The organism is Dactylosporangium fulvum (assembly GCF_025137375.1).
Lineage (GTDB): Bacteria > Actinomycetota > Actinomycetes > Mycobacteriales > Micromonosporaceae > Dactylosporangium > Dactylosporangium fulvum.
Window position 1 is genome coordinate 1,550,583 of sequence record NZ_CP073720.1, and the last position, 15,028, is coordinate 1,565,610.

12 protein-coding genes are annotated in these 15,028 nt (G+C 71.6%); 10 read left to right on the forward strand and 2 right to left on the reverse strand.

What is annotated here, in order from left to right; all coding sequences use genetic code 11:
- Positions 1–27: 27 nt before the first annotated feature.
- Entirely contained in the window at positions 28–315 is a 288-nt protein-coding gene (locus Dfulv_RS07195) for a DUF202 domain-containing protein (protein WP_259861855.1), read from the reverse strand.
- Entirely contained in the window at positions 312–677 is a 366-nt protein-coding gene (locus Dfulv_RS07200) for a YidH family protein (protein WP_259867489.1), read from the reverse strand. The genes Dfulv_RS07195 and Dfulv_RS07200 overlap by 4 nt, the downstream gene beginning before the upstream one ends.
- 39 nt (positions 678–716) lie before the next feature.
- On the opposite strand from Dfulv_RS07200, the gene Dfulv_RS07205 reads away from it, so the two are divergent.
- From Dfulv_RS07205 to ligA, 10 genes are all read left to right on the forward strand, one after another.
- Positions 717–3,251, forward strand: coding sequence for an ABC transporter permease (locus Dfulv_RS07205; RefSeq protein WP_259861856.1), 2,535 nt, complete (start codon positions 717–719; stop codon positions 3,249–3,251).
- A 405-nt stretch (positions 3,252–3,656) separates the two neighbouring features.
- Positions 3,657–4,436, forward strand: a complete 780-nt coding sequence (locus Dfulv_RS07210; protein WP_259861857.1) for an electron transfer flavoprotein subunit beta/FixA family protein — start codon at positions 3,657–3,659, stop codon at positions 4,434–4,436.
- 15 nt (positions 4,437–4,451) lie between these two features.
- Positions 4,452–5,408 (forward strand): electron transfer flavoprotein subunit alpha/FixB family protein, encoded by a 957-nt coding sequence (locus Dfulv_RS07215; RefSeq protein WP_259861858.1) that lies wholly within the window; start codon positions 4,452–4,454, stop codon positions 5,406–5,408.
- A 387-nt stretch (positions 5,409–5,795) separates the two neighbouring features.
- Complete coding sequence (locus tag Dfulv_RS07220) at positions 5,796–6,959, forward strand: cysteine desulfurase family protein (protein WP_259861859.1); 1,164 nt, start codon at positions 5,796–5,798, stop codon at positions 6,957–6,959.
- Positions 6,960–7,272: 313 nt separating this feature from the next.
- Entirely contained in the window at positions 7,273–7,755 is a 483-nt protein-coding gene (locus tag Dfulv_RS07225) for a hypothetical protein (protein ID WP_259861860.1), read from the forward strand.
- Positions 7,752–9,464: a bifunctional polysaccharide deacetylase/glycosyltransferase family 2 protein gene (locus Dfulv_RS07230; protein WP_259861861.1), complete on the forward strand. Its 1,713-nt coding sequence runs from the start codon at positions 7,752–7,754 to the stop codon at positions 9,462–9,464. Before Dfulv_RS07225 ends, Dfulv_RS07230 begins: the two co-directional genes overlap by 4 nt.
- Entirely contained in the window at positions 9,465–10,415 is a 951-nt protein-coding gene (locus Dfulv_RS07235) for a chitosanase (RefSeq protein WP_319805771.1), read from the forward strand.
- A 9-nt stretch (positions 10,416–10,424) separates the two neighbouring features.
- On the forward strand, positions 10,425–11,495 hold the full coding sequence (mnmA, locus tag Dfulv_RS07240) for a tRNA 2-thiouridine(34) synthase MnmA (protein ID WP_259861862.1): 1,071 nt from the start codon (positions 10,425–10,427) through the stop codon (positions 11,493–11,495).
- Between the two features lie 41 nt (positions 11,496–11,536).
- Entirely contained in the window at positions 11,537–12,448 is a 912-nt protein-coding gene (locus Dfulv_RS07245) for a uroporphyrinogen decarboxylase/cobalamine-independent methonine synthase family protein (RefSeq protein WP_259867491.1), read from the forward strand.
- 39 nt (positions 12,449–12,487) lie between these two features.
- Positions 12,488–14,575 carry an NAD-dependent DNA ligase LigA gene (ligA, locus tag Dfulv_RS07250; protein WP_259861864.1) on the forward strand — a complete coding sequence of 696 codons (2,088 nt, stop codon included), beginning with the start codon at positions 12,488–12,490 and terminating at the stop codon, positions 14,573–14,575.
- The last annotated feature ends 453 nt before the right edge of the window (positions 14,576–15,028 follow it).

Sequence of the window (15,028 nt, forward strand, 5' to 3'; positions counted from 1 at the left end):
GGCGCCATCATGACTCAGTGAACGGGCCTATGACACCAGCAAGAGGGTGCCCGTCACGCAGTACAGGAGGATGAGGACGACCAGCGCCGGCAAGGTCCGCCCGATCGGGGTGGCGATCCGCCGGGTGCGGCGGCGGGTCAGTGCCACCGAGCCGGCCCAGACGAGCGCGATCGCGGCCAGTGCCCAGATGGTGACGGGCGGTGACGTGTGGGTCGCGGCCAGGCGGGCCAGCAGCAGGGCCACCACGGTGAGTGAGACGAGGGTGCGCCGCCAGGACAGGACGGTGCGTTCGATCTGGGCGCCGTCGGGGTTCACAGCAGGGTCGCCACGAGCAGGGCCCCGGCGCCGATGGTGACGACCAGCGCGAGGATCGCCGGGAAGCGGGACGGCGGCAGCGCCTCACCCAGCCGCATCGCCCGTTCGCTGCGGGCCCAGTGGTCGATCGCGCGCAGGGCGACGAGGCCGCCGAGGGCGAGCAGCGACACCGCGATCACCACCCGAAGGCGATGTTCCGGGAGGAACTGGGCGACCGCCAGGCCACCGCCGACGAGTGCCAGGGCGGTGCGGAGCCAGGCCAGGAACGTGCGCTCGTTGGCCAGCGAGAAGCGGTAATCCGGAGTGGTACCGACGGATCGGACCTCATCCGGATCGAACCAACGTCGGATCATTGCCCACAACGACAAGGTTGTCAGACTCCCTCGGTACAGTCGCGCGCGATGCTGCGAACAACTCTTGCCGGACTGCGCGCGCACAAGCTCCGGCTCTTACTGACCGCGACAGCCATCATGATCGGTGTCGGTTTCCTGGCCGGCACCCTGGTCTACGGCGACACGGCCAAGGCGGCCTTCTACGACGACCTGGCCCGGGCCGCCAAGAACGTCGACGCCTCCGTCGGCACCTCCAATGCGGTCAGCTTCGCCGAGACCTCGCGGCGTCTCGACTCCGACGTCGTCGACGAGGTGCGCTCGGTGCCCGGCGTGGCACACGTCGACGGCCGCATGGCGGAGCGGCTGCCGATGCTCGACGGCAAGGGCCGCCTCATCTCCAACCTTGGCCGCATCGGCTGGGCGCTGTCGACGCCGGGTGACGGGCATCTCTCGATGTACGACATCGGGAAGGGGCGCCTCCCCGCGCGCACCGGCGAGATCGCGGTCGACGACACCACCGCGGAGATCTACGGCTTCACGGTCGGCCAGCAGGTCTCCGTCGTCGGACCGGACCAGAAGCCGGTCGCGCTCACCATGGTCGGCGTCATGAACCTCGGCGCCAACAAGCGCTTCGCGGGCCTGACCGTCGCCGCGCTCACGCCGGAGGACATGCGCACGCTCACCGAGGCGAGCGGGTTCGCCGAGGTGGCCGTCTCCGCGCAGCCCGGCGTGAGCCAGCGCCAGCTCGCCGACCGGCTCCAGGAGCACCTCGGCGGCCGGGCGCGGGTGCTGACCGGCGAGGAGGTGCGCGCCGACTACGCGGTCGCCGCCGCGAAGTACGTCGACGGCTTCCTCGTCGTCATCTTCGGCTTCGGCCTCATCGCGCTCGCGGTGTCCGTCTTCGTCATCTACAACACGTTTGCCATCCTGGTCGCCCAGCGGGTCCGCGAGCTGGCGCTCCTGCGCTGCGTCGGGGCCTCCCGGCCGCAGCTGTTCGGCTCGGTGGTGCTCGAGGCGGTGGTCGTCGGCGTGGTCGCCTCGCTCGGCGGCCTGCTCGTCAGCACCGTCGTCGGCGGGGGCCTGCTCATCGGCCGCAACACCGTCGGCAGCGGCGTGCGGGTCGACCGGCTGATCATCACGCCCACCGCCGTTGTCGTCGGGGTCTGCGCGGGCACCCTCTTCACCGTCGTCGCCTCGCTGCTCCCGGCGGTCACCGCGAGCCGGATCCCGCCGCTGGCCGCGCTCCGCGCCACGACGCTGGAAGCGGCCGCTCCCGGCCGCCGCCCGCTGCGCACGGTGGTCGCGGCGGTGCTGGCTGCGGGCGGCATCCTCGTCATGCTCGCCGGCACCAGGGTCCCCGGCTTCAACGGCGTGCCGATCGTGTTCGCCGGCGCGATCGCGGTTTTCACCGGCATCGTCATCGCCTCGCCGCTCATCGTCGCCCGGCTCACCGCCTGGGCCGGTTGGCTGCCGGCGAAGCTTCTCGGCGCGCCGGCCCGCCTCGCGGTGACCAACGCGCTGCGCAACCCGAAGCGGGTCGCCGCCACCACGAGCGCGCTCATGGTGGGCCTGGCCCTGATGAGCGTGTTCAGCGTCCTGCTCGCGACCGCCCGCGCCCAGGCCGAGCAGGAGCTCGACGAGAACTTCGCGGTCGACTACATCATCAGCGGCGTCTACACGCCGGGCGGGCAGACCCGGCGGGTGCCGATCGCGGTCACCGAGGTCCTGCGTTCGCACAGCGAGCTGGCGGCGGTCGCGGGCGCGCGCAGCCGGGACGCCGACGTCGACGGCCGGCGGGCCGAGATCTGGGCGATGGAGCCCGGCGCGCTCGACACCGTGCTGCGCCCGGAGATCACCGCCGGTTCGGCCGCGGCGCTGCGGCCGGGCACGGTCGCGCTCAACCGGTTCTTCGCCGACGCGATCGGGGCGAAGGTGGGTTCGGAGGTCCGGGTCAGGTCGCAGACGCTGCGGGTGGCGGCGCTCTACGACGACGCGCCGACCGGGGGCCAGGCCCTCGTCGACTGGAACGACTACGCGACCATCTTCGGGCCCGGCGACCCCGACCAGGTGCTGGTGAAGGCCGCCGAAGGGGTCAGCCCGGAGGCGTCCCGCGCGGCGGTCGACGCGTCGCTGACGGAGGCGCCGCTCACCCAGGTCTCCAGCCAGGCCGAGTGGCGCGCCCGGATCACCGGCACGCTCGACGAGCAGCTCGGCGTGTTCTCGGCGCTGCTGGGCATGTCGATCGTCATCGGCCTGACCGGCATCGCCAACACGCTCGCCCTGTCCGTCCTGGAGCGCACCCGCGAGTCCGCCCTGCTGCGCGCCCTCGGCCTGTCCCGTGGCCAGCTGCGCGGGATGCTCGTCCTGGAGGCGATGCTCATGGCGGTCGTCGGCGCGGTGGTGGGTGTCGGGTTCGGCGTGCTCGTGGGCGTCTCGGCGTCGGTCGGTCTCATCCGGCAGTACGGTCACGGCAGCCCCGTCCTCCCGTATGGCCAGCTCCTGCTGTATGTCGTGATCGCCGCCCTGGCCGGCGCCGTGGCCGCACTGCTGCCGGCTCGCCGCGCCGCGAAGACGGAGGTGGCGGCCGTCATGGCCGACAGCTAGGCGGTGGACACCCGGTCGGGAAGCCGCAAGGCCGCGTGGTGCGGTCACGCTGTCCAGACGGACCGGACCGTGGCGGAGACGCACGACTCGCGCGGACGCCCGCAGGTGCACAGGTGATCGTCCGGAGCCTCGCGTCTGCGGTGTGTGACCTTTTCCGCAGCGGGGTGTGGCCCGACTGCGGAGCGTGGTTGATCAAGTCGGATTTTTCGGGAATTATGTGCCATTTCGCCCCCCTTTGGGTCCAGGGTGCTCCCGCTGGGTGACGATTTTCACCGCCAAAGCCAACCTACTCACAAGTAACATTCAGAAGGCGAACCTGTTACCACGCAGGTTGCGCCGTAACGTGGGGCGCAAGTCGCCGGCGAAGGTGCGGGTGACTGTCAAGCAGGAGGACCTCGGACAACGATGAAGATCGTCGTACTCGTCAAGCAGGTGCCGGACTCCGGTGCCGAACGGAACCTGCGCAGTGACGACAACACCGTCGACCGTGCGTCGGCGAACAATGTGATCAACGAGATGGACGAGTACGCCATCGAGGAGGCCTTGCGCCTCCAGGAGGCGCACGGCGGCGAGGTCGTCGTCCTGACCGTCGGCCCGGACCGCGCGACGGAGTCGATCCGCAAGGCGCTGTCCATGGGCCCCGACTCGGCCGTCCACGTGGTGGACGACGGACTGCACGGCTCGTGCGCCGTCGCCACGTCGAAGGTGCTGGCCGCCGCCATCGCCCAGCAGAACGCCGACCTCGTCATCTGCGGCGCCGAGTCGACCGACGGCCGTGTGCAGGTCATTCCGCACATGATCGCCGAGCGGCTGGGCATCGCGGCGCTGACCGGAGCGCGCAAGCTCACCGTCGACGGCTCGAACCTGACCATCGAGCGGCAGACCGACGAGGGCTACGAGGTCGTCACCGCCGCCACCCCCGCACTGGTGAGCGTCTGGGACACGATCAACGACCCGCGGTATCCCTCGTTCAAGGGCATCATGGCCGCCAAGAAGAAGCCGCTGCAGACGCTGTCGCTGGCAGACCTCGGCGTCGCCGCCGGTGAGGTCGGCTTCGACGGCGCGACCAGCGCGGTCGTGGAGCACAGCAAGCGGCCGCCCCGCCAGGCCGGCAACAAGATCGACGCGGGTGACGACGGCGGCGTGAAGCTCGTCGAGTACCTCGCCTCCGAGAAGTTCGTGTAAGGGGAGACGGAAACGATGGCTGAAGTTCTGGTCGTGGTCGAGGCCTCCCAGGGCGGGGTCAAGAAGGTCACGCTCGAGATGCTCACCCTGGCCCGCGATCTCGGCGAGCCCGCCGCGGTCGTGCTGGGCGGCGAGGGCGCCGCGGCGCCGCTCGTGGACAAGCTCGCCGAGTTCGGTGCGACGAAGGTGTACGCCGCCGAGAGCGCCGACATCGACGGTCACCTGGTGGCGCCGAAGGCCACCGTGCTGGCGAACCTCATCCGGCAGGTATCGCCGGCCGCCGTCCTCCTGCCCTCCACGCAGGAGGGCAAGGAGATCGCCGGTCGGGTCGCCGTGAAGCTGGACAACGGCCTGCTCACCGACGTGGTGGCGCTCGGCGCCGACGGCGTGGCGACCCAGGTCGTCTTCGCCGGCTCCACGATCGTCAAGTCGAAGGTCACCAAGGGCCTGCCGATCGTGACGGTCCGCCCCAACTCGCTCACCCCGGCGCCCGCGCCGGCCACCGCCTCGGTCGAGCCGGTCGAGGTCGTCGTGGAGCAGCGGGACCTGCTGGCCAAGGTCGTCGAGCGCAAGGTCGAGGCGAAGGGCGCCCGCCCCGAGCTCGCCGAGGCGTCCGTCGTCGTGTCCGGCGGTCGCGGTGTCGGCAGCGCCGACAACTTCAAGGTGGTCGAGGAGCTTGCCGACCTGCTCGGCGGTGCCGTGGGTGCGTCCCGCGCGGCCGTCGACAGCGGCTTCTACCCGCATCAGTTCCAGGTCGGCCAGACCGGCAAGACGGTCTCGCCGCAGCTGTACGTCGCGCTCGGCATCTCCGGCGCGATCCAGCACCGGGCCGGCATGCAGACCTCGAAGACGATCGTCGCCGTGAACAAGGACCCGGAGGCGCCGATCTTCGAGCTCGCGGACTTCGGCGTGGTGGGCGACCTGTTCAAGGTCGTCCCGCAGGCCGCGGAGGAGATCCGCAAGCGGAAGTAGCGTCCGGTATCGCGGGAAAGAGCGCCTCTCGGGGCGCTCTTTTCCGTTGCGGCAGCTTTCCGGTCAGCGGTCGCGGCCGGGTCGACAGCGTCCGGCAGGGCAAGGGATGCGTTTTTTCACACTGCGCGAATTGGGTCCCGGCGATCGGGTAACCGTGACCAGGAGTGACGCAACGGCGCGCGAGTTCGTCGTGGTGGCCCGGGAGATCCACGCCAGGAGCGCGATTCTGCTGGACCGATGCTCCGCGCGGGCCGGTGCGCCGCGAAACACCCTGATCACGTGCGGTGGTCCCGCCAACGTCCGCACCCGGCACTACCGTGGCACCGTGATGATCACGGCACGGCCGGTGGGGAGGTAAGGAGTGGCCGCCCGTTAGGCTTGGGCACAATGTCGTACCTCGACCACGCCGCCACCACGCCGATGCTCCCGGAGGCGCTCGACGCCTTCGTCGCCACCGCGCGCGAAGTCGGCAACGCCTCGTCGTTGCACGCCCCCGGCCGCCAGGCCCGTCGCCGGGTGGAGGAGTCGCGCGAGCAGGTCGCCGCCGCGCTCGCCGCCCGCCCGTCCGAGGTGATTTTCACCGGTGGCGGCACCGAAAGCGACAACCTCGCCGTCAAGGGCATCTTCTGGGCGCGCCGCGCCGCCGACCCGCGCCGCAACCGGGTCGTCGCCAGCGCCGTCGAGCACCACGCCGTGCTCGACGCGGTCGCCTGGCTGGAGCAGCACGAGGGCGCCGCCGTGACCTGGCTGCCGGTCGACGCCGACGGGCGGGTCCGGCCCGAGGCGTTCGCCGAGGCGCTGGCCGGCGACGACGTCGCGGTGGCGACCGTCATGTGGGCCAACAACGAGGTCGGCACCGTCCAGCCCGTCGGCGAGCTGGCCGCGCTGGCGGCGGCGGCCGGCGTGCCGTTCCACACCGACGCCGTCCAGGCGGTCGGCAAGGTGCCGGTCGACTTCGCCGCCACCGGGGCCGCGGCGCTGACCGTCAGCGGCCACAAACTGGGCGGCCCGATCGGCGCCGGCGCGCTGCTGCTCGGCCGTGAGGTCGACTGCACGCCGCTGGCCCACGGCGGCGGCCAGGAGCGGGACGTGCGGTCCGGGACGCTCGACGTGCCGGCCATCGTCGCGTTCGCCGTCGCGGTGGAGCTGTCGGTGAAGACGTCCCGGGAGACCGCCGAGCGGATCGGGCGGCTGCGCGACACGCTGATCGAGCGGGTTCGCGCCGTCGTGCCCGACGCGATCCTCAACGGCGACCCCGTCGACCGGCTCCCCGGCAACGCGCACTTCTCGTTCCCCGGCTGCGAGGGCGACGCGTTGCTCCTGCTCCTCGACGCGCAGGACATCGCCTGCTCGACCGGCTCGGCCTGTTCTGCGGGGGTGGCCCAGCCGTCGCACGTGCTGCTGGCCATGGGCGCGGACGACGCCCGGGCCCGCTCGTCGCTGCGGTTCACGCTCGGCCACACCTCGGCCATGGACGATGTCGATGCCCTGGTCGCGGCCCTGCCGGGAGCGGTGGAGCGAGCCCGCAGGGCGACCGCCAAGTCCAGGTGACCGAAACGGTGGAGGCCGGGACGGGCCGCCGCAGCGCTCGTCAGGGGTCCGGCGGGCCGAATCCCTTCGGGTGAATTCGTCACCGACGCCGGTGAATATCGCCAGGTGAGGCGGATGGCAATTTGGTTACGGGCAATTCTCTGACGTTTTTCGCGCCGTACCGAAGAGAACCTCACCCTATGTTTGCGCGGTGTCTGTCGAAACCACTTCCGCTGATGAGGCCACCGAGGTCATCGCTGCTGACGGCCTGTCGACGCCCGTCTTCGTCGATTCCACCGGCCGTCGCGGACGGTGGATCCGAGTGCTTTTCGGAATGGCAGGTGCAGGTGCGCTCGTCTATGCCGCGCTGGTCGCGACGAGCCTCTCCGGCGGACCTCTGAAACCGCAGCGGTTGCTGCCGTTCCCGGATCTGGTGAACAACATTCCGGACCTGGCGCCGACCACTGCGCCGTCCGGCCCGGCCACGGGCAACACTCCCCAGGAGAAGAATCGCGCCACCGGCACCGCGAAGCGGATCGTCGGCGCCCGGCCGAGCGCCGCGCCCACCTTGCCCGGCCCGCCCGCCGGAGGCGGCCCGGTGACGACCACGGCCGCGCCGTCCGCGGAGGTGACGAGCGCGCCGCCGTCGGCCGAGCCGACGAAGACGCAGCCGCCCCGGCCGAGCGCGGAGCCCACGACCGGACCGACGCTGCCGCGGCCGACCGGCTCGGCGACCGAGGGGACCGCGCTGCCGGCGGAGACGCCCGCCGCGCCGCGGACCGTCGTGGAGACCACCGTGGTCGCGAGCCGGAGGTGAGGCCCGGAGCGACCGCCACGAAGCGCTTCGCGGCCGTCCTGCGCCGCCACAACGTCAACGCCACCTTCTTCGTCGTCGGCACGCAGGTCACCAGGTACGCGGACCTCGTCACGGAGCTGGCCCGCAGCGGTGACGAGATCGGCATCCACAGCCGGGACTGGAGCCGGCCGGGCGTCGACGCGATCATCCGCGGCGCCACGCCGGCCAACGACGAGGGATCGATCGTGCTCATGCACGATGCCGGCGGCGACCGCGCCCAGACCGCCGCCGCGCTCGACCGGTTCATCCCGTTGATGCGGGCGCGCGGCTACACCTTCACCACGGTCTCGCAGGGCCTGGAGAAGGCCCTCGCGGGCCGGCGGGTCGCCGTCGAGGCGCTGGCCGACGGCGTCGACAAGCGGCGCGCTGCCGCGCTGGTCACCGCGGTCGCCGTCGCCGACTGGGTGATGGACACGATCGGCATCCTCTTCCTGGTCGTCGGGGTGCTGACGATCGCCCGTACCGTCGCCCTCTTCCTGCTCGCCGGCCGGCACGCGCGGCGGCGCCGGGCCGAGAGCTGGCGGTGGGGTCCGCCGGTGGAGTTGCCGGTCTCCGTGATCGTGCCGGCCTACAACGAGAAGGAGGGCATCGAGGCCGCTGTCCGGTCCCTTGCCGGGGGTGATCATCCGGGCGGGATCGAGGTGGTGGTCGTCGACGACGGTTCGACCGACAACACCGCGGAGCTGGTCGAGGCGCTCGGCCTGCCGAACGTGCGGGTCGTGCGCGTCCCCAACGGCGGCAAGCCGAAGGCGCTCAACGTCGGGGTCGCCCTGGCCGGGCACGACCTGATCGTGATGGTCGACGGGGACACCGTGTTCGAGCCCGATGCGGTCCGGCACCTGGTGCAGCCGTTCGCCGATCCCTCCGTCGGCGCCGTGGCGGGCAACGTCAAGGTCGGCAACCGCAACTCCATCGTCGCCCGGTGGCAGCACATCGAGTACGTGATCGGCTTCAACCTCGACCGCCGCCTGTACGACATCCTGCAGGTCATGCCGACGATCCCGGGCGCGATCGGCGCGTTCCGCAGTGAGGCGCTGCGGGACATCGGCGGGATCAGCCACGACACGCTGGCCGAGGACACCGACGCGACGATGGCGCTGTGCCGCTCGGGATGGCGGGTGGTCTACGAGGAGCGGGCGTGGACGGAGGCGCCGGGCACCCTGCGGCAGTTGTGGTTGCAGCGGTACCGCTGGAGCTACGGGACGATGCAGGCGATGTGGAAACACCGGCGGTCGCTGGTGGACCGCGGGCCGTCGGGGCGGTTCGGCCGGGTGGGGCTGCCGTTCATCGCCTGCTTCGGCATCGCCCTGCCGCTGCTGGCGCCGCTCATCGACGTGATGCTGGTCTACGGCCTGCTGTTCTCCGGCTGGATGATCACGACCGGCCTGTGGCTGGCGATGTTCGCGATGCAGGTGCTCACCGCCGTCGTCGCGTTCCGGCTGGACCGGGAGAAGCTGCGCCCCCTGTGGGTGCTGCCGCTGCAGCAGTTCGTGTACCGGCAGCTGATGTACCTCGTCCTCATCCAGTCGCTCGGCACCGCACTCACCGGGGCCCGGCTGCGCTGGCACAAGCTGCACCGCACCGGCACGGCTGGGACCAACGCCCCGGCGGAGGTTCCCGGTCCACGCGGTGTCGCCAAGGTCTCACAGTCCGTCGGGGAGGGTTCCTGAGTGCGCCGTACCACCGTCCGCCGCCGCCTCGGCGTCGCGGCCTTCCTCGTCGCCTCGCTGGCGATGGCCGGCCTCGCGACACGCGATCAGGAGCCGCCCGATGTGCGGGAGCCCACGGCGCACTCGACGCCGGCCCACGCACAGGCGCCCGGGACCGACCGGCAGGCCGTCGCCCCGCCAGTCGCCCCGTCACCGGTGGCGTCGCCCTCGAAGCGCTCGGTCACGGTGACCCCCGGCCAGCAGGTCCGTGGCGATCTCTCGGACCCGCAGAAGAAGGACATCGCCATGCGCCTGCTGTCCAGCGCCGAGAACTCCACGCTGGACTGGACCGCGCAGTACGGCTACATCGAGGACATCGGCGACGGTCGCGGGTACACGGCCGGCATCGTCGGGTTCTGCACCGGCACGGGCGACCTCAGGACCGTCGTCGAGCGGTACACGACGGCGGTGCCCCGCAATCGGCTGGCCGCCTACCTGCCCGCCCTGCGGAAGGTGAACGGCACCGACTCCCACGAGGGCCTCGACCCGGGGTTCGTTCCCGCCTGGCAGGCGGCCGCCGCCGATCCGGCGTTCCGGCGCGCCCAGGACGCCGAGCGCGACCGGATGTACTTCAACCCGGCCCTCAGTCAGGGGAAGCAGGACGGCCTCAAGGTCCTGGGCCAGTTCGCGTACTTCGACGCGATCGTGATGCACGGCGCGACCGGGCTGGCGCAACTGCGCCGTGCCGCGGCCCAGGTGGCCCCGCCGCCCGCGAAGGGCGGTGACGAGGCGGCGTACCTGGAGGCGTTCCTCGACGCGCGGATCGCCCTGATGAACACCGAGCGGGCGCACCGGGACCGGAGCCGGATCGAGGACGCCCAGCGGGTTTTCCTCCGCGACCGCAACTTCGACCTGAACCTCCCGCTGCGTTGGACGGTCTACGGCGACGCGTACGAGATCGGGCCTGAGTAGGCTTGTCGTGTGAGAGTGCTAGCGGCGATGTCCGGCGGGGTCGACTCGGCGGTCGCGGCTGCCCGGGCGGCGGAGGCCGGGTACGACGTGACCGGCGTCCACCTCGCGCTGTCGCGCAACCCCCAGACGTACCGCACCGGTGCACGCGGCTGCTGCACGCTGGAAGACTCCCGTGACGCCCGCCGGGCCGCGGATGTGATCGGGATCCCGTTCTACGTCTGGGACATGGCGGAGCAGTTCCACGCCGACGTCGTGGACGACTTCGTGGCGGAGTACGCCGCGGGTCGTACACCCAACCCCTGTCTCCGCTGCAACGAGAAGATCAAGTTCGAGGCCGTCCTCGACCGGGCCGTGGCCCTGGGCTTCGACGCCGTCGTGACCGGCCACCACGCCCGCCTCGGCGCGGACGGGCTGCTGCGGCGCAGCGTCGATCTGGCCAAGGACCAGTCCTATGTGCTGGCCGTGCTCACCCGCGCGCAGCTCGACCGGTCGGTGTTCCCGCTGGGCACCTCGACCAAGGCCGAGGTGCGCGCCGAGGCGGCGGAGCGGGGGCTGGCCGTCGCCGACAAGCCGGACAGCCACGACATCTGCTTCATCGCCGACGGCGACACCAAGGGCTTCCTGGCCGACCGGCTCGGCTCGACACCCGGCGACATCGTCGACGTGACCACCGGCGCCGTGATCGGGCGGCACGAGGGCGCGTATGCGTACACCGTCGGCCAGCGGCGCGGGCTCGACCTGCGGGTGTCGGCGCCGGACCGCACCCCGCGATACGTGCTGTCGATCACGCCGGTGACCAACACCGTGACGGTCGGGCCGGCCGCGATGCTCGATGTGTCCACTGTGGTCGGTGAGCGGCCGGTGTGGATGACACCGTCGTCGTCGGTGCGCTGCGAGGTGCAGATGCGCGCACACGGCGAGACGATCCCCGCCGCGGTCGAGCTGGCCGGCGACCGGCTGGTGGCCCGGCTGGAGCGGCCCGCCCGCGGCATCGCGACCGGGCAGGCCGTCGTCTGCTACCAGCCGTCCCCCGACGGCGACATCGTGCTCGGCTCGGCGACGATTACGGAGACGTCGTGACCTTTCCCTGGCCGGTCGGCAGCGCCACCGGCATCGGCTCCATGCCCGGCACCGACGTCGCCGAGACGCAGCGGATCGTCCTCGGGGAGCTGCCCGACCTGCCCCACCTGCCGGAGTTGCCCGACCGCGGCCCGGGCGCCGACATGATCGGGCGGGGCGGCACCTTCCTGGTCGAGCTGCCGATCGAGTTGTACGCGGCGCGCTGGCGACTCGCGACCCGGCCCGGCCACGACCTGCGGGTGGCCCGCGACTTCCTCGAGCGCGACCTGGACACGATGACCGAGCAGGCGGGGGAGTTCGCCGGCACGTTCAAGGTCCAGGTGCCCGGCCCGTGGACCCTGGCCGCCTCGCTGAGCCTGCCGATCGGCGGTGCCGTCCTGCGCGACCCCGGTGCCACGCGGGACCTGGCCGCGTCGCTGGCCGATGGCGTGCGCGAGCACGTCGCGTCGGTGCGGGCGCGGCTGCCGCACGCCTCCGTGCTGCTGCAGCTCGACGAGCCGTCGCTGCCGGCCGTCCTGGCCGGTCGCGTCCCGACGGAGAGCGGCTTCGGCACGCTGCGCTCCGTGGACGTCAGCGTGGCGCGTTCGGCGCTCTCGCAGGTGATCTCCGCGGCGGAGGTACCTGTCGTGGTGCACTCCTGCGCACCGGACGTGCCGCTGTCCCTGCTGCGCGAGGCCGGGGCGGTCGGGGTCTCGCTCGACCTGTCGCTGGTCCGGGACCTGGACGCGCTGGGCGAGCAGCTGGACGGTGGGATGGGCCTGTTCGCCGGGGTGGCCGGGCGGACCTCTGCCGACCTGGCGTCGTCCGTTCGGGATCTCTGGCGCAAACTGGGCTTTCCGCTCGCCGCCATGGCGGCGCAGGTCGTCGTGACGCCGCCGTGCGGCATGGCCACCGTTGCGGTGTTGAAGGCTGTCCGCGACGCAGGGCGACGGCTCACGGACGACGCGTCGTAGCTTCGATTTTTTGTCGTACGGGGGCGGTAGATTCGGGTCATGAGCGACCTTGATGCCGAGCCCACCCTTGACGCGCGCGAGCGGCACGCCGAGCTCTCCCGCGAGCTGGACGAGCATCAGTATCGCTACTACATCCTCCAGTCGCCGAGCGTCGACGACTCGGTCTACGACCGGCTCATGCGTGAGCTGGAGGCCGTCGAGGTGGAGTATCCGGCGCTGGTCACGCCCGACTCGCCCACCCAGCGGGTCGGCGGCACCTTCTCGACCGACTTCGCCGCGGTCACCCACGCCGAGCGGATGCTCAGCCTCGACAACGCGCTCAACGAAATCGCGCTGGACGCGTGGATCGAGCGCATCGAGCGTGACGCCGGGCAGAAGCCGCGATACCTCTGCGAGCTGAAGATCGACGGGCTCGCGGTCAACCTCACCTACCGGAAGGGTCGCCTCGTCAAGGCCGCGACCCGGGGCGACGGGCGCACCGGCGAGGACATCACGCTCAACGCGCGCACCATCCGGGACATCCCGGAGCAGCTCGCCGGCGACCGGGTGCCCGACCTGCTCGAGGTCCGCGGCGAGGTGTTCTTCACGCTGGCCGGCTTCGAGGAGGTCAACGCGGCACAGGTCGCGGCGGGGGAGCGCCCGTTCGCCAACCCGCGCAACGCGGCGAGCGGCAGCCTGCGCCAGAAGGACCCGCGCATCACCGCGTCCCGCCCGATGCGCATGCTGGTCCACGGCTTCGGCGCCCGCGAGGGGTTCAACCCGGTCAGCCAGTCGGAGGCCTATGAGTTGATGCACGGCTGGGGCCTGCCGACCTCCGAGCGCTGGAAGGTCTTCGACGACATCAAGGGCGTCCGGTCGTATATCGCGGAATACGGCGAGAAGCGGCACAAGATCGAGCACGAGATCGACGGTGTGGTCGTGAAGGTCGACCAGATGTCGATCCAGCGCCGGCTCGGCTCGACCAGCAAGGCGCCGCGGTGGGCGATCGCGTTCAAATACCCGCCCGAGGAGGCGATGACCAAGCTGCTCGACGTGCAGGTCAACGTCGGCCGCACCGGCCGGGTCACGCCGTTTGCGGTCATGCAGGCGGTGTATGTCGGCGGCGTCACCGTGGAGCGCGCCACCCTGCACAACGCGCAGGAGGTCGTGCGCAAGGGCGTCCTCATCGGCGACACCGTTGTCGTCCGGCGCGCGGGTGAGGTCATCCCCGAGATCCTCGGCCCCGTCGCCGACCGCCGCGACGGCACCGAGCACGCGTTTGTCATGCCGATCCACTGCCCGTCGTGCAACACGCCGCTCGCCCCCGAGAAGGAGAGCGACGTCGACATCCGCTGCCCCAACGCCCAGTTCTGCCCGGCCCAGCTCCGCGAGCGCCTGTTCGGGCTGGCTTCGCGCAACGTCCTCGACATCGAGGCGCTGGGCGAGAAGGCGGCCGCGGCCCTGCTCGAGTCGGTGATCATCAACGAGAGCGAGCTCTTCGACGTCACCGCCGACAAACTCCGCCAGGCGCCGTTTTTCGTCAACCAGGACGGCTCCCTGGGCAGCAACGCGCAGCAACTCCTCGCCAACCTCGAGGAGGTCAAGGAGCGCGCGCTGTGGCGCGTCCTGGTGGCGCTGTCGATCCGCCACGTCGGACCGACGGCGGCCCAGGCCATGGCCAACTCCCTCGGCTCGATGGAGGCGATCGCCAACGCCACGACCGAGGAGCTCGTCGCCGTCGAGGGCGTGGGCCCGACGATCGCCAAGGCCGTCCACGACTGGTTCGAGGTCGACTGGCACCGCGAGTGGGTCGACCGCTGGGCCGCCGCGGGCGTCCGCATGGTCGAGGAGCGCGAGGACACCGGCCCGCGTCCCCTGGAGGGCATCACGGTCGTCGTGACCGGCTCCCTGGACAAGTATTCCCGCGACCAGGCCGCAGAAGCGGTGACCTCCCGCGGCGGCAAGGTCTCCGGCTCGGTCTCCAAGAAGACCCACTTCGTCGTGGTCGGCGAGTCCCCAGGCTCCAAGGCCGACAAGGCCGCCTCGCTGAAGGTCCCCATCCTCGACGAGTCCGGCTTCGACGTCCTGCTCTCCGCCGGCCCGGAAGCCGCCCGCGCAGCGGCCCAGCCCACCGAGCCCCCCGCCTGACCGCAGTTGCCGGCGGCGTTCGGGTCGGTCTGGTCCTGGCACCTTCGGCCAGGCTCGTCCTGACCGAAGGCTCGCCCTGACCGAAGGCTCGTCCTGACCGGAGGCTCGTCCTGACCGGAGGCTCGCCCTGACCGAAGGCTGGTTCGCGGTCGCCGCCTGGACTCCGGGCGATGCTTTGTTTCGAGGCCAAGCCTTGCCCACCGTCGACCCCGCGCGGCTCCGACTCCCCAGCTCCGGCTCGGCTCCGGCTCGACTCCGGTCCGGGCGCGGCTCCGGCTCGGCTGGGTTCGGCTTCGGTCTGGCTGGGCTTGTGGTCGGGCTCAGGCTCGGCTGGGTTCGCGGCCCCGGGTTAGGTGGGTTCGCGGTTCGGCCTGGTCAGGGTCGCGGTTCCGTTTCGGCCTGGTTCGGCTTCGGTCTGGCTGGGCTTGTGGTCGGGCTCAGGCTCGGCTGGGT

What these genes read in the sequence shown, in the direction of transcription:
- Dfulv_RS07205 (WP_259861856.1), top strand. Translation starts at nt 717, where the DNA reads ATGCTGCGAACAACTCTTGCCGGACTGCGCGCGCACAAGCTCCGGCTC.
- Dfulv_RS07210 (WP_259861857.1), top strand. Translation starts at nt 3,657, where the DNA reads ATGAAGATCGTCGTACTCGTCAAGCAGGTGCCGGACTCCGGTGCCGAA.
- Dfulv_RS07215 (WP_259861858.1), top strand. Translation starts at nt 4,452, where the DNA reads ATGGCTGAAGTTCTGGTCGTGGTCGAGGCCTCCCAGGGCGGGGTCAAG.
- Dfulv_RS07220 (WP_259861859.1), top strand. Translation starts at nt 5,796, where the DNA reads ATGTCGTACCTCGACCACGCCGCCACCACGCCGATGCTCCCGGAGGCG.
- Dfulv_RS07225 (WP_259861860.1), top strand. Translation starts at nt 7,273, where the DNA reads ATGGCAGGTGCAGGTGCGCTCGTCTATGCCGCGCTGGTCGCGACGAGC.
- Dfulv_RS07245 (WP_259867491.1), top strand. Translation starts at nt 11,537, where the DNA reads ATGCCCGGCACCGACGTCGCCGAGACGCAGCGGATCGTCCTCGGGGAG.
- ligA (WP_259861864.1), top strand. Translation starts at nt 12,488, where the DNA reads ATGAGCGACCTTGATGCCGAGCCCACCCTTGACGCGCGCGAGCGGCAC.